This window comes from Oceanobacillus sp. NCCP-135 (assembly GCF_059698015.1).
On the sequence record NZ_BAAKSZ010000016.1, the window covers coordinates 76,443 to 90,662 of the forward strand.

The following is a 14,220-nucleotide window of genomic DNA, read 5'->3' on the forward strand; positions in this document are numbered from 1 at the left end:
AACTGAATTGACAATTATATTAATAAGGAGTATACTAATATTGTAAACTTAGTTGACAATTTAGAAATGGAGGCATCTTAATGTTTAATGTTGGTGATTTGATTATTTATTCCACACATGGCTTATGTAAGATCGTTGACATAAGTGAAAAGAATTTCAATGATGTAACAAGAACTTATTATGTGATGCATCCAATTGATGATCCGAAATTAAGGATCAGTTCACCGGTAGATAATGAAAAGGCAATCATGCATGCGATTATGGAAAAAGAGGAGGCACAAGGAGTATTAGAATCCTTCCAAAAACCGGGTGTACAGTGGATAGAGGATTCGAGAGAGCGAAACAAAAAGTTTCAAGGTATTGTAAATACTGGTAATCGAAATGATATTTCCAAAATGATTAATACGTTAATGCGGAGAGAACAGTTAGTCATTAAAAACAACAAAAAGATGAGCATTCAGGATCGGAAAGTTTTAGAGCACACGCAAAGTATTATGTTCACGGAGTTGGCGGTGTCACTGGATTCCTCTTTTGAAGAAATAGTTAAAAAGATTGAGCGTCTGATCAAACAAACAGCGTAGGTACAAGGGCGGGTTTATCGATCTGATTTTGCTGTTTATCTGTTTAAATGGGTTTTTCGTCCACATGATTGCTGCTGCTTTTTCAGGTGTTAAACGAGCTGATCAAGTGCTAAATAACTTGAAAACATTAGATGTTTAATTAATGGAGAATGAAATAAGTGAAATTGATAATATATTTAAATAAGTAAAATGAAGCAAGGGTTCGCTCTTGCTTCATTTTTCATTTACGCTGATGCAGCAGAGATGTTCCCCTGTATTTTCAGATTCGCTTTTTGGTTATAAAGATGTTATTTTTGGACTATATATAATATGATTTGGTTGTTTTACAAAAATACATGTAACCATCTAAAGATAACCAAACATAACACAGAGGGAATGTAAAGAATGGATGATACGTTAGCTATAAATGCTGAAGCAGTTTACAGGCAGACAGAAAAGAGGGCGGCTGATTATTTTAATATATTAAATGATCGAGTCTCCAAATATACTTATATCTCTGTTTTAAGAGATAATTTCGACATTTGGAAACAGCATCATGTCCCTCGCTTTTCCTTTTCATCTTATTTAATGCGTTGGAAGAAACCCCCGGGTACAAATGACTATTATCAATACATCTGGTGGATGGATAAAACAGGAAAGCTGGATGATTATCTGGAACGTAGTGTTTCCTATATTTTCATGCGGGATCTTGGAAAGGCACTGGATTCACCTGAAATGAAAAGCCGCGTTCAGCGTTCTGTTGACAGGCTGAAAGATCACCTGACTCGTCCAGACAGAGTTGACCAAGAGGAGAAAACGTTCAGCATAGCTGGTCTGTATCGTTTTGCACAGAAGGAAGGGGTGGAGTCTACCCTGATTTGGGTGATGGAAAAATTAAAGAAGGTGTCCTCGACTATTCCGGATGGCATGGATAAAGCAGAAGCACAGCGAAAACTGATCAAAATTATTGCCGGTGTCGTAATACAGGTAATGGAAGAGATGGGGAATGAGACTCCGGGCAAAGAACGAACAGAGCGGCTTGAGAAAGCAATTCGGCTTGGCTATTGCTATGGATTGACCTACCCCTTTATTGATGATCTGCTTGATGCCAAAATTTTATCTACTGATGAGGAAAAACAGTATTCTGATTTGATCCGTACGACGCTGATTACTGGTGAGGTGCCTGATCTGGGAAATTGGCCGGGAAAAAACAAGAAGCTGATTCGATACATACATGCGGAACTTCGGGAGGCCTTTTTATATATAAAGAACCATCAGAACCCGGAGACAAGAGATGATTTCCTCGAGCAAGCCTATGTGTTTTTTAAATCCCAGGAAGTGGATCGCAGAAAGGATCTTTCCAATGGCAATTATACGAATGAGGAGCTTTACATCCCTGTGATTATGAAGGCTGCTTCATCAAGGCTGATTGTTCGGACAATTATCCGTGCTTCGGAGGATGAAGGGATTGACAGTCGGACATTTTATTATGGTATCTACAACCAGTTGGCGGATGATTTTGCCGATATGTTTGAGGATACGAAACAAGGCGGGGTAACACCGTATACGTATTATCTGAAATATCATGATCAGCGTCCGGATCTGATCAATCCGTTTGAAATGTATTGGGCAGTTATTGCCTATTTAATCCATGATTTATTTAATTCCGATCTTAAAACCTGTGAGGTGATTTTGGATCGGGCAATTAACGGGTTGAAACGGTATAAAGTACGTATGGGAACAGAAAAATACAACGAAGTCATGGATATTTTCACATCTGGAATACCTGAATTTAATCAGTTTATCCAATATATCGTTGAAAAGGCTGTAGATGTGGAGTTTTTTGATAAACTCATCAGGGATCATATGATTACCAATCTGAAAGAGGAAAGCAAAGAGCAGCAGGATTTTATCAATATCATCAAATCTGTTCGTGATCAAATTAATGAAAACCTCACTATTTCAAAGAGTGAGCAGGATACTTTCATCAAGGAACCTATAATGGAGGCAGTCAATTACAGTTTGGAAGGGGATGGAAAACGGCTCCGTCCAATCATGGCATGGGTTATGGGGGTAAACGAATATGGGATGGATCAAACTGCCATCATTCCCCTTCTGAAATCACTGGAATATATGCACACAGCATCATTGGTTTTCGATGATCTGCCATCCCAAGATGATGCGCCAATCCGCAGGGGGAGGGAAACCGTGCATGAGATGTATAACCATGCCGTTGCGGAATTAAGTGGTCTTTACCTAACCCAAAAGGCTGTAGAGGAACAGACCATGCTTGTAGGGTTCGATTCACAAGCTGTGCTTCGATTGGTTAGGTATTCGGCAAAAATGGCAGCTGAAATGTGTAAGGGGCAGGCGATGGATCTCGATTCCAAAGGGAAGCAATTAACACTGAACGAATTAAATACCACCTGCTTTTATAAAACGGGCATGGCGTTTGAAGCATCGCTGATTATGCCTGCCATTCTCGCTGGTAGAGGGGAATTGGAAATGGATGCATTGAAAAAGTTCGCCTATCATGCAGGCATCGCTTTTCAGATCAAGGATGATTTGCTTGATGTGGAAGGGGATCTCGATTTACTTGGCAAACCTATGTTAAAGGATAAGGAAAATAACCGGTCAACATTTGTATCTGTCCTTGGCATAGAGGAGGCGAAAAAGGCCATGTGGGAGCATTATTCCGATGCAATTGAATCACTGCAGTGCCTTCCACAAAAAAGTTCATTTCTGAAACATGTAATGAATTATATTGTGAACCGGGATTATTAAGGAAGACAGGTGTATGTTTTCGCTTGATGAAGTGGTGGCATCTACCTGTTTTGATTTCCCAATGCTTGGAAGAAAAAATATTAATGAAAATTTATAAAAACACTATTTTTGTAAGATACATATAAAATTCTGTTTAAAAATTGAATTTTCCCCTAGAACAAAATGGCATTATTCATGTAAAAGTAGCTGTGAAAATCAAATTATAGGTAGTTGTTCAAACATAATGCGCATGATAAACTAAATATACTATACGAGGGAGGAATAAGTATGGCAGAGATTTCAAACAATGATTTGTTTTTAGCAATAAATGAACTAGGAAATAGTGTAAATAAGATTGGGATAACTGTTGGTAATATAGAAGATAGGGTTATAAAATTAGAAGATAGGGTTATAAAATTAGAAGATAGGGTTATAAAATTAGAAGATAAAGTTGATAACATAGAAGTTAGAGTTAGTAACATAGAAGTTAGAGTTAGTAACATAGAAGATAGAGTTAGTAACATAGAAGTTAAAGTTGATAACATAGAAGATAGAGTTACAAATATAGAAACGGAAGTACAAGAAATTAAAAGGGAAACCAAAGAGATGAGAGTAGATTTAAAACATGATATTCGTAAAGTAGATGAAAAGGTCGGTAGTATCTCTCTTGAATTACTAGATGCAAAAGCGGACATATCCATTATGCAAAAACAAATCAATTAAAGCGTGCAAAAGGCATGCTTATTTTTTTTTCTTGTTTAAACTTCATTTAAACAAGTATTAAAACCACCATAGAAATAGCACACATCCTTTCAAATAACTACTTAGGTATAATTGTAGAATAGGAATTTTCAAAAAAGAATACCGCAGAAAAAACTAATTAAGGAGAGGTTCATTATGAACAGTTCAAGCCCAGAGATCACTCTAAATGATGATGTAACGTTGCCGGTAATAGGTTTTGGTACATAAAATCTTGATGGAAATGCAGGCGGTAATGCAATTAATCGTGCAATTGACATAGGTAGAATTGACAGTATAATTAAGTGAATTTATTCTATAAATAGAATAAGGTACCGAATATTGCGAACTACTCTGTATTAACAACTAACTGCAAAAAGAGCAGTTGGTCAGCTTAGTTTTGAGTTATCTTAGAAGTAGACGACAATAGTTACAAATAGTGGAAGAAGCGGGAATACCAAAAGTTCCTGTGCTTTTGTTTGCATCAAATTGTCATGGTACAGGTTGGGATGCAAAAACGTGGATTGGATTTCAAAATGATTTTATCGGTGATCTAGAGAATAGTTATCTAATAGAACTGGATGGCTTTCATTATATCCATAATATAAAATAATAGCTGAAGAATCGGAAAAATAAAAGGCTTGTAGGTATTTTCGAGTAAGGCATTCATTCACTGGTATAAAAGCTATTCAACTGCAGATGAACGAATCAATCATAGTATGCTATATGGATGCTTACCGAAAACCAGGAGGATCAGGTATGATAAAAGGCTTAAAAGGTTGGAAAGATCCAACGATATTATTGTTGTCCATCGGCATTTCAAGTATTGGGGACTTCATTTACTTAGTTGCGATTAATATTATTGTCTATCAACTGACAGGCTCAGCAGCAGCTGTTGCCGGACTTTGGATTATTGGACCATTAACGAATATTGTAACAAAGCTCTGGACGGGGAGTTTTATAGATTATCGAAGTAAGCGAAAAGTAATGATGGTAACGTACATAATTAGAGCAGGGTTCATCTGCTTTATTCCCTTTGCACCAAACATGGTGGTAATTTATGGAATTCTCGTAGTCTTAAGTGTCGCAAATTCCTTCTTTCATCCATCATCCATGACATACGTCACAATTCTCGTTCCGAAAGAAAAAAGAAAACGCTTCAACTCGATTCGTTCATTTGCGAGTTCTGGAGCGTTCATTATAGGACCTGCAATTGGTGGTTCATTTATATTATTAACATCTACTGAAACAACATTATGGCTTAATGCACTATTTTTTGTGATCTCAGCAATTTTATTATTATTTCTCCCTGAAAAGGAAAACATTGATAAAGAGAGCATTCCGACATTGACAGTTTCTCAAGTAATTCGTGATTTTACAGTTGTTCGTGGGTTCATGTTAAACAATAAATATGTTTCTTTTATTTATTTTGGGTTTATCATGATCATGATTTTTTCGTTTGCCATGGACGCACAAGAAGTTGTTTTTGCGCAACAGACAATTGACCTTTCAGAATTTGATTATAGTTTATTAATTAGCATAACCGGGATTGGTTCTGTTGTTGGTGCCATATTATTGTCGGTTTTTTCGAATAAATTTTCACTGAGGTATATGATTACTATTGGTCTAATCATGTGGGCGATTGGTTATGTGATCTATGCATTTTCGTGGTCCTTTGCATCAATTGTTGTTGGATTCGTAATTCTAGGTTTCTTTAATGTGTTTTTAAATGCTGGAATCATGACTTTCTATCAAAACAATATTCCTGTTGAAATAATGGGGCGAGTTACGAGTATCTATCAGTTGATCCAAAGCGGGGTCCAGGTAGTATTCATTCTTGCGATCGGAGTTACAGCAGATCTTGTTTCCTTGCGACTTACGATCGTTGCGCTGGCATTGGTTATGTTGCTTTCATCTTTAGTTTATTCTTTTCTAATATGGAAGCAAGATAAACAGCATTATTATTAGTCCTATGGCTATTCAGCCTAAACTATTTATCTACTTCTTTCTTATTCTTCAGCAGCAGGTATAAAATCGTGCAATGTTCAAAGTTTCTCGTGTCGAGTGAGGTAATTGTCTCTAAATTTTTCAAGCGATAGATTAAGGTATTACGATGTATGAATAAAGCCTTTGCAGCTTTGCTTATATTCATATTGTGATCACAGTAAGCTGTGAAGGCACGTGTTAATTCCGTAAACTGATTACTTACCATTAAAGCTCTTAACCGGAAGCAAACTTTATCCTGAAATGGTTTACTAAGCTCTTCAGGAAGTAATCCGAGCAATATATCCCAATTATAAAATGTATATATTTTGGGTGAGATTCCTAGCTTTTCTCCAGATTTAATCAGACTTTCGGCTTCCAGATAGGAATGACTTATGTGTTCTGGTGTGCACCAGTTACCTGCAGCAACTGAAATATCAGTAATCTTATACCTCTTGAATGCATCCATTAAGGCAAGGCTTTGATCTGTAAATTTACTTAATGCCGCAATATATTCTTGTTCATTAGTACAGGGCTTTAGTAAAATAATTTTTTCAGTATTTAAAAATGTACAGATGCCGTCCTCATGAACCTCAAAAACTTGACTCACAAGGTTCAGTAATCGGGATTTCAACTGGTCTACAGGAATTGTATGATGCATACTGCTTAACAGAGAGTCACCAATGTCGATTACAATACAAAATCGCTTTTAATTGTATGTGATATGAAGCATTTTACAGTACTGCTCGACTCTTTCTATATTAGGTGATTCATTTAATAAAATATATTGTGCAACTGTTTCATGGGTCTTTGCTTTCATATCTTTAATTTGTTTTTGAAACGTATCCTGCCAGGTCATTTCAACATAGCGTTTTATTAAATTAGCATATGGTTCCACTTGTTCTGGTGGTCCAATAAGGCCGAGTACGCCTATTGTTTTATAGTCAAATGTTAATGGTACTGCAACTCCTGTCAGAACATTATCCAGTTTTTTCACTTTCTCTTCATCAAATAGGATAAATGCATTCTTCTCTATCACTTCTTTTGATGGTGAATGCAGTGTACCTATTCGCTCAGGGTTTGTGGAACCAATGATATACCCTGCCTCATCGCTTAAACTAATAGGAAATGGAATAATTTCTGTAACCGCTCTCACTACCTTTTGTGCAAAATGCACTAAATCTTTAATAGTGATTACCTCCCCAAAATCAAAGTATATTATATTCATGTCTTTATTTTACCACGTATGATAATAAGAAGAACACTTATTTTTAGTTAATTTATCTATATACTTTAGGGGGTATAAGTATAGTAATAATGTAATGTTGGGAATTATCTAATTATTATAACTGAGGTGATTACTTGTATAGGAAAACAGACATTATTATTATCGGTGGGGGCGTAATTGGCTCCAGTATCGCATACAATTTACTAAATGATGGTTACACGGGAGAAATCACCCATTTTGAAAAAGACAAAATCTATGAATATGCTTCCACGTCAAGAAGTGCTGGTGGAATCAGGCAGTTGTTTACTACAGCAGTAAATATCCAAATAAGCCGGTATAGTTTAAAGAAATATACAACATTTCCTGAGGATATGGCAATTGGATTGGAAAAAGCAGAAATAGATTTCAAGCAGCGTGGTTATCTGTTTTTAGCAAAAAACGAAAATATGGACAACTTACAGAAACAATTAAACTTACAACATAAATATGGAGTGCCTTCCGAATTATTGGCAAAAGAAGAATTATTGTCTATTATTCCAGAGCTAACGATTACTGATTTACAAGGGGGGCTGTACTGTGGTGAGGATGGTTATTTGGATCCGTACTCTGTGATGCAGGGGTATATACGAAAAACAAAACAGCTTGGCGGTAATTACGTGTATGAGGAGGTCGAGACTATCATTCAGGAAAAGGGATGTGTGACTGGTGTACAGGTTAGTAGTGGAGATTTTTACCGAGCACCTATTGTTATTAATGCCGCAGGTCCATGGGCTCCCGTTATCAGTGAAAAAGCTGGACTGCCGATTCCTGTCGTGCCATTAAAAAGACAAATCATCCAGTTTGATATAGCAAAACCCTTACAGCGAGATCTACCATTAACCGTTGATCCATCAAATGTTTATTTTCGTCATGAAGGTACATCTCTACTAACAGGTTTTTCAGAGGATGTGAAACCTGGAATTGATTTTAAATGGAAACGATCCTTTTTTGAGCAACAATTATGGCCGATCTTAGCTCATCGTATTTCCAATTTTGAACAGGCAAAAATCAGTAGTGGTTGGGCAGGGATGTATAGTTATAATACAAAAGATCAGAATGCGATTATTGGGGAGCACCCTAAGCTTGATGGTTACTTCCTGGCATGTGGGTTCAGCGGCCACGGGATGCAGCAGGCACCTGCAGTTGGGAAAGGGCTATCAGAATTGATCCGAAAAGGACGCTACGAAACATTGGATTTAAGCCCATTACGGTTTGAACGCTTTTCCACAAATGATCTACTTATTGAGGGAGCAATCGTATAACGAAAAGATTAAATGGAGGTAATTTAGAATGCTATTTTTAAATGAAAGTGATATTCAAAAAGCAGTCACGATGAAGGATGTCATTGATGCGATTGATGAGACGTACAAAGTCTATGAATCGAATCAATTTCAAATGCCAACACGAATGCAAGTTAACGATGAGGATAATACATTATTGCTAATGCCGTGTTTTACAAAAGATGCTATCGGAACGAAGCTGGTAACCTTATTTCCAAATAATAAGGAGCATCCAACACTTCATGGTCTTGTCGTTTTAAATAGTAGTGAAACAGGTGCTGTTAAAGGGATTTTAGACGGGACATTTCTCACAGGCATGCGAACAGGAGCAATCGGGGGATCAGCAGTAAGGCACCTGGCAAAAGATGATGCTACCAAACTAGCGATAATTGGGACAGGGGCTCAGGGTCTCTATCAAGCTATTGCGGCATGTACCGAAAGAGACATTACAGATATCTATCTATATAATCGTTCACCTGAAAAGATATCTGCATTTAAGGAAACATTGGAAAAATGGATTGGATCAGCTGTTGGGCTCCATGCGACCAAATCCGCAGAAGAAGCTATAACAAATGCAGAGATAGTTATTACCGCTACCACTTCAAAAGAACCAGTTCTCCCAGACAACAGAAGTCTACTGGAAAATAAATTAATCATTGGCGTTGGCTCTTTCCGACCTGACATGAGAGAATTTCCCAAATCACTTTACCAGTTGACTGATCAAATTTTCATTGATACAAACCACGCAATTGATGAGTCAGGTGATCTTGCTACAGCCCTTAAGGAAGGGGAGTGTTGTATTTAAATCTACTGGCATGGCGTTATTTGATGTCGTCGTAGCAAACATAATTTACCAGAAGGCACAGGAAAAAGGAATTGGTTCAAACTTGTTATTATGATGGATAAAAAATGAATGAAAGGAGAGTTCCGTATGAAATCTAAATCCAAACTTTCAGATCCCGGGATAATTTTATTGGTTGTATTTCTCTTCTTTGCAGCAATTGTATTAATATGGTGGCCGACAGATATATATTGGTTAGGGATTTCGTTAGCAGGTTGGTTGATGTTCTTCAGTTATGGAATTTGGTTTGCTTTAGCTGTTGCCTATGTTTTATGGATTGAAAAAATTGAAAAAAGGAAAGGTTAGTCTTTAAATCCATACCTAAAACAATTTAGAGAATTGGAGGGAAAGATAATGCAAGCTATGGAAGCAGTCATATTGGGAATTTACCTTGTTTCTGGTTTCAGGGCAAATTAGGCGATCTGGTGTTAGTACATTGCCAGAGTTTTTCAAACAGCGATTCGGTAATTCAGTTCAAATTATTGCAGTAGTAATTGTTGTAGTTGGTATGACTTTTTACATGGTGCCACAATTAACAGCATCAGGACTTATAGGCTCGTACGTATTGGGAATTGATTATACAACAGCGGTAATTGTTCTGGGAATTGGGTTTACCCTTTATGCAGCACTCGGAGGGATGTGGGCAATTACTTACACCGATCTCATTCAAGGAGCAGTTATGTTAATTGGTATGTTAATCCTTGCTGGTATCATATTAGTACAACACAATGGCTTTGCATCATTACTTCAGGATGCATTGGCTGTTAATCCTACTTTTGGTGAAATTACACAGCCATGGATGTCATATTTTGGATTGTTTCTAGCATTCTTATGGTTCGGTATTGTTTCCCCCTCTGCAGTTATGCGGAATTTCGCATCACGTGATGCCAGAACGGCACGCCGATCAGCAATGTGGGCTTGTTTACTATATTTGTTGATATTTGTTTTCGGTCTAATCGTCGCTTCAGGTGGGGCAGCGTTAGGTATTGTTGATAGTTTAGACAATCAGGATATGATATTTGTTTCGGTCATTCAACATTATATGTCTCCTATTTTAGCAGGTTTTATGTTTGCAGGTCTCTTAGCAGCTATTATGTCTTCTGCTGATGCCATGCTCTTAGCCATTTCAGCAGGTGTTGCTCGTGATATTTATAAGGAATATCTAAATAAAGAAGCTTCGGAAAAAACGGTAACACGAATAGGTTTTGTTGTAATGATAGTAGCAAGTATTGTTGGGATTATTATTGCCATTAATCCTCCGCAATTAATCGCTATCATGGTTGGTTGGGTAGGTGGCGGTCTCCTATCTGCCTTTGGATTCCCACTCGTTCTCGGAATCTGGTGGAGCAGAGCAAATACGGCTGGAGCACTGGCTGGAATGATTGGCGGTTCGGTTACATTTTTAATCCTGGTCACCACCAAGCCGCTCGCATTAGTTGCAGAACCTATCATTGCTGCACCAGTATCTCTCGTATTAATGATTGTTGTCAGCTTACTTACGAATCCTCCATCAGCGGAAATGAAGGCCAGAGTAGATAGTTACCATTCACATTTGGAAAAAGCAAATGACTAGATAAATAGAGGTGAATATACGTTGGAAGAACTACGAAAAGATGAAATTACCCTTCTTGGGAGTAATAAATTAATTCAGGAGGAAAAATTATATTCGTATATGTACAAATCACTCAATTGGTCAATGAAACTGAAAAAAGAAATCAACACTGACTTTTTGAAACGTAATATACGTAGTAAAGAGTTGATCTATCATCCGATCTGGCTGGCAAAACTGTTAGTAATCGCAGACAGAAAACCATTTAAACCAAAGAAGATCCCTATGATGTGCTTTGTGGATGCTGTTTCTGGATATCGTGGATTACTCACAACTGTACCGAGGACTGCCGGTTATCGGGTAGGATCATCCAAGGTTATTGCCCCTAGAATTGATCAGTCAGGGGAAGTACTCAAATATATAAAAGATATCCAACATACGCAAATCAATCGTTCCTATATTTTAAAAAAGCCGGAACATGAAACAGTGGATCACTTCCTGGTTTATTTACCTATATGGAAAGTGCGTGTAGAAAATGGGGACTTTAAAAAAGAGTTTCTAATCAATGCAAATACTGGTGAATCTGAGGAGTACATGAGTAAACAATGGAAAACCGAAAAATGGATGAATAATAGGAAGGTAGGTTAGTCTTAACATAAATATAGTAGGAATGGAGCATAAAATTCTGCCGTGAATTTGATGCTCTATTTTTGGTTTTAAAATGACTCTGCGAAAGAACCTGTCGGGATAGGATAAGAACCTTACCCCTATTTTATTCAGTATTTATTTGTGGTTATTTGTTGGACATTAATCGAAAGAACACTTGTTTGTGTTCGAGGTTTCTGGTATAATAGTACTAGATATACACCTCGAAAAGTCTTCACATATCACAAAGGATGTGCTGAGATGATTCCAGCCAAATTAGTGAAAGAAAAGCCCACAATTTATTCTGCATTAAATGTTGTAAGAGAAGATCCCACTGATTATAATAAGGCTAGACGGATTAAAAAAGAGGATAAGAGATTCAAGCTGCTGAAAAATGTACCATTAGAAAAGTTGATGGATTTAAAAATTGATTATGCTTTCAAACAGTTTTTTGGGAATGAAAAGAATAAAGCGATAACGGTTGTATTCTTGAATGCAATTCTACAAAAGACTGGTCGAAATCGAATCAAAGATATCTCCTTTGAAAATACGGAATCTGGCGGCGAATATAAAGATGACAAACAATCAAGGCTAGATTTATTAGTGTTAACGGATGCTGATGAATGGATCGATATCGAAATTCAGTTCACTAATAAATACGATATGATTAATCGCTCCATCTACTACTGGGCAGGTGCGTACAGAGGGCCTTTCAAAAAAAGTATGACATACAAAGAACTGCGACCTGTCATTGCAATTAACATCCTTAATTTTGACCTTTTCCCACAAACAGATCGTTTCCATACAATGTACCACCTTTATGAAGATGAGGAGAAATTTAAGCTGACTGATGTGATGGAATTTCACTTTATCGAAATGTCCAAGTTAATAAAGGATTGGCAAGATGACAAACTAGATCCTTGGACTGATATTTTAGCCAGATGGTTGCTGTTGCTTGGAATGGTTGATCATAGAAATGGAAAATACTATGAAGAAATTTATCTCAAATTGGAGGAGATTGCCTTGAAAGACGAGAATTTGCGAAACGCATTCCATAATTGGAAGGAACTTAGCATGACTCACGAACAATATATGGCATATGAGGCACGTTTGAAGATAATCAATGATGAAGAGGCAGCCCAGCGTGAAGCAGAACTTCGACAGAAAGAAATAGAGGAAAAAGAACATCAAGTAAAGGAAGCGGAACATCGAGTAAAAGAAAAAGAACATCTAATAAAAGAAGCAGAACATCGTGTAATGGAAGAAAAAAAACGCATAGAAGAGGCAGAACATCGAGTTCGAGTAAAGGAAATAGAACTTAGAGCTAAGGAAGCAAAACTTAGAGCTAAAGAAGCCATTCAAGAAGGAAGAAATGAGGAAGAGAAGAAGGGGAAATATAGGGAATAGAAAAAGCTAAGAAATCAATAGCCCGAAAACTTTTAGCAAAAGGAATGGAAATTAACTTTGTTGCTGAAACCACAGGCTTTTTCATAAAACTCTTTTTACAAAATGCTGCAAAGAAAATTTCGTGTTTCTTTGCAGCTATATTTTGGTATCAATTTTTTACATTTTGCAGGTCCACAGATAAAGGTTCCTCGTCTGATCCACCAGATGAATAACAAATTGTGACAAGAAACCTGCCCCACCTTGCCCCCTGCCCAGATTACTCTACATCAACATCCTTCCACATTCTCCTATCCATCCCATGCAATATCCACGGTGAAGGTAGTGTGAATTTGTGAATCTCTGGGAGAGACTGTGCTTCTTCTTTTGTTAAATCCATCCATATGTATGTCTCATTTTCTGTATGTTTTACTAACTCCTGATAATCGGCTGTGATGGTTTCCCAAAGTCCTGCCTGATTTGTAATATCACTCCATGGATAGATGGCATGCAGGTAATGATGCTTTTTTTGGTCCTTTTTCGTAATCAGAAATCTTGTCTTTGCATCGTTTTCGTAAAATGACCATTCTAGTAGTTTTTCATCTGTGAACAATTCCTTTGAAGCGGGAAGGGGATAATAGCATTCATATGGGAAAACAGCTGATTTTTTCAGATACATCTCATTGATCCAATCTTTTTTCCGCTCAAGATCGTGAATTTTATTCCAAGGATTTGCACCAGATTCTAGTGCGTTTGTATCCATTGTAAGTGCACCATGCAATATAGTTTCTTGTTTCATCCCAAGTTTCTCCAGGACACGTCGTGTTGCGAGATTGTCTTCCTGTGTATTTGCCCCGACCCACTGAATGTCTTTTAATTTAAATGCCTCGCAGGTGAGATGAGACATTAGGGTTGTTGCAAATTTTTTTCCTCTATAGCGAAGGTCGCTGCGTAATCTTCCTAGCATGGCATATTGCCTTGCATAAACGGTGAATCCACCATAACTGACTAATTTTCCGTCTGAAAACAAACCATACATACGATTGTTTTCCGTAATCAGTCGATCGAAAATCCGTGTCACATAATCATCTTCAATTCCCGTTTCCATCCACTCCAGATGGGAAAGGTCATCAAGGGTTAGGTTGCGGATTTTTGGCGTGCCCCACTGTTGCACAATCTAGGTGGTTCGAATCCACACGGTAACTTTACCC

General features: G+C 37.3%; 14 protein-coding genes. 11 read left to right on the plus strand and 3 right to left on the minus strand.

The features are described 5' to 3' along the window. Positions 1–80 precede the first annotated feature (80 nt). The 5 genes from AC6HVZ_RS12455 to AC6HVZ_RS12475 all read left to right on the plus strand — a co-directional run bounded on the left by AC6HVZ_RS12455 (position 81) and on the right by AC6HVZ_RS12475 (position 6,029). A complete protein-coding gene (locus tag AC6HVZ_RS12455; protein ID WP_497558490.1) occupies positions 81–581 on the plus strand; it encodes a CarD family transcriptional regulator in 501 nt (166 codons plus the stop codon). Positions 582–965: 384 nt separating this feature from the next. Next, positions 966–3,344, plus strand: coding sequence for a polyprenyl synthetase family protein (locus AC6HVZ_RS12460; RefSeq protein ID WP_497558491.1), 2,379 nt, complete (start codon positions 966–968; stop codon positions 3,342–3,344). Positions 3,345–3,611: 267 nt separating this feature from the next. Then, positions 3,612–4,046 (plus strand): hypothetical protein, encoded by a 435-nt coding sequence (locus AC6HVZ_RS12465; RefSeq protein WP_497558492.1) that lies wholly within the window; start codon positions 3,612–3,614, stop codon positions 4,044–4,046. A gap of 454 nt (positions 4,047–4,500) precedes the next feature. Beyond that, positions 4,501–4,674: a hypothetical protein gene (locus AC6HVZ_RS12470; protein WP_497558493.1), complete on the plus strand. Its 174-nt coding sequence runs from the start codon at positions 4,501–4,503 to the stop codon at positions 4,672–4,674. Between the two features lie 146 nt (positions 4,675–4,820). Then, complete coding sequence (locus tag AC6HVZ_RS12475) at positions 4,821–6,029, plus strand: MFS transporter (RefSeq protein ID WP_497558494.1); 1,209 nt, start codon at positions 4,821–4,823, stop codon at positions 6,027–6,029. Between the two features lie 22 nt (positions 6,030–6,051). Here the strand turns inward: AC6HVZ_RS12475 and AC6HVZ_RS12480 are convergent, their stop codons facing one another. Further along, positions 6,052–6,654 (minus strand): PucR family transcriptional regulator, encoded by a 603-nt coding sequence (locus AC6HVZ_RS12480; protein ID WP_497558495.1) that lies wholly within the window; start codon positions 6,652–6,654, stop codon positions 6,052–6,054. A gap of 99 nt (positions 6,655–6,753) precedes the next feature. After that, on the minus strand, positions 6,754–7,221 hold the full coding sequence (locus AC6HVZ_RS12485; protein WP_497558496.1) for a sugar diacid recognition domain-containing protein: 468 nt from the start codon (positions 7,219–7,221) through the stop codon (positions 6,754–6,756). A gap of 185 nt (positions 7,222–7,406) precedes the next feature. Between AC6HVZ_RS12485 and AC6HVZ_RS12490 the strand changes: the two genes are divergently transcribed. The 6 genes from AC6HVZ_RS12490 to AC6HVZ_RS12515 all read left to right on the plus strand — a co-directional run bounded on the left by AC6HVZ_RS12490 (position 7,407) and on the right by AC6HVZ_RS12515 (position 13,033). Then, positions 7,407–8,573, plus strand: a complete 1,167-nt coding sequence (locus AC6HVZ_RS12490; RefSeq protein WP_497558497.1) for an NAD(P)/FAD-dependent oxidoreductase — start codon at positions 7,407–7,409, stop codon at positions 8,571–8,573. 28 nt (positions 8,574–8,601) lie between these two features. After that, positions 8,602–9,396 carry an ornithine cyclodeaminase family protein gene (locus AC6HVZ_RS12495; protein WP_497558498.1) on the plus strand — a complete coding sequence of 265 codons (795 nt, stop codon included), beginning with the start codon at positions 8,602–8,604 and terminating at the stop codon, positions 9,394–9,396. A 126-nt stretch (positions 9,397–9,522) separates the two neighbouring features. Continuing rightward, positions 9,523–9,738 (plus strand): hypothetical protein, encoded by a 216-nt coding sequence (locus AC6HVZ_RS12500; protein ID WP_497558499.1) that lies wholly within the window; start codon positions 9,523–9,525, stop codon positions 9,736–9,738. Positions 9,739–9,823: 85 nt separating this feature from the next. Further along, positions 9,824–11,005 (plus strand): sodium:solute symporter family protein, encoded by a 1,182-nt coding sequence (locus AC6HVZ_RS12505; RefSeq protein ID WP_497558500.1) that lies wholly within the window; start codon positions 9,824–9,826, stop codon positions 11,003–11,005. Positions 11,006–11,026: 21 nt separating this feature from the next. Further along, on the plus strand, positions 11,027–11,629 hold the full coding sequence (locus AC6HVZ_RS12510) for a hypothetical protein (protein WP_497558501.1): 603 nt from the start codon (positions 11,027–11,029) through the stop codon (positions 11,627–11,629). A gap of 258 nt (positions 11,630–11,887) precedes the next feature. Continuing rightward, entirely contained in the window at positions 11,888–13,033 is a 1,146-nt protein-coding gene (locus AC6HVZ_RS12515) for an Rpn family recombination-promoting nuclease/putative transposase (protein ID WP_497558502.1), read from the plus strand. Between the two features lie 256 nt (positions 13,034–13,289). Here AC6HVZ_RS12515 and AC6HVZ_RS12520 read toward each other — a convergent pair whose 3' ends face one another. Continuing rightward, positions 13,290–14,183, minus strand: coding sequence for a GNAT family N-acetyltransferase (locus AC6HVZ_RS12520; RefSeq protein ID WP_497558503.1), 894 nt, complete (start codon positions 14,181–14,183; stop codon positions 13,290–13,292). Positions 14,184–14,220: the final 37 nt, after the last annotated feature.

Bases quoted from the DNA above. Each gene is read 5' to 3' on its own strand.
- AC6HVZ_RS12455 (WP_497558490.1), top strand. From the start codon at position 81: ATGTTTAATGTTGGTGATTTGATTATTTATTCCACACATGGCTTATGT.
- AC6HVZ_RS12460 (WP_497558491.1), top strand. From the start codon at position 966: ATGGATGATACGTTAGCTATAAATGCTGAAGCAGTTTACAGGCAGACA.
- AC6HVZ_RS12465 (WP_497558492.1), top strand. From the start codon at position 3,612: ATGGCAGAGATTTCAAACAATGATTTGTTTTTAGCAATAAATGAACTA.
- AC6HVZ_RS12475 (WP_497558494.1), top strand. From the start codon at position 4,821: ATGATAAAAGGCTTAAAAGGTTGGAAAGATCCAACGATATTATTGTTG.
- AC6HVZ_RS12495 (WP_497558498.1), top strand. From the start codon at position 8,602: ATGCTATTTTTAAATGAAAGTGATATTCAAAAAGCAGTCACGATGAAG.
- AC6HVZ_RS12500 (WP_497558499.1), top strand. From the start codon at position 9,523: ATGAAATCTAAATCCAAACTTTCAGATCCCGGGATAATTTTATTGGTT.
- AC6HVZ_RS12515 (WP_497558502.1), top strand. From the start codon at position 11,888: ATGATTCCAGCCAAATTAGTGAAAGAAAAGCCCACAATTTATTCTGCA.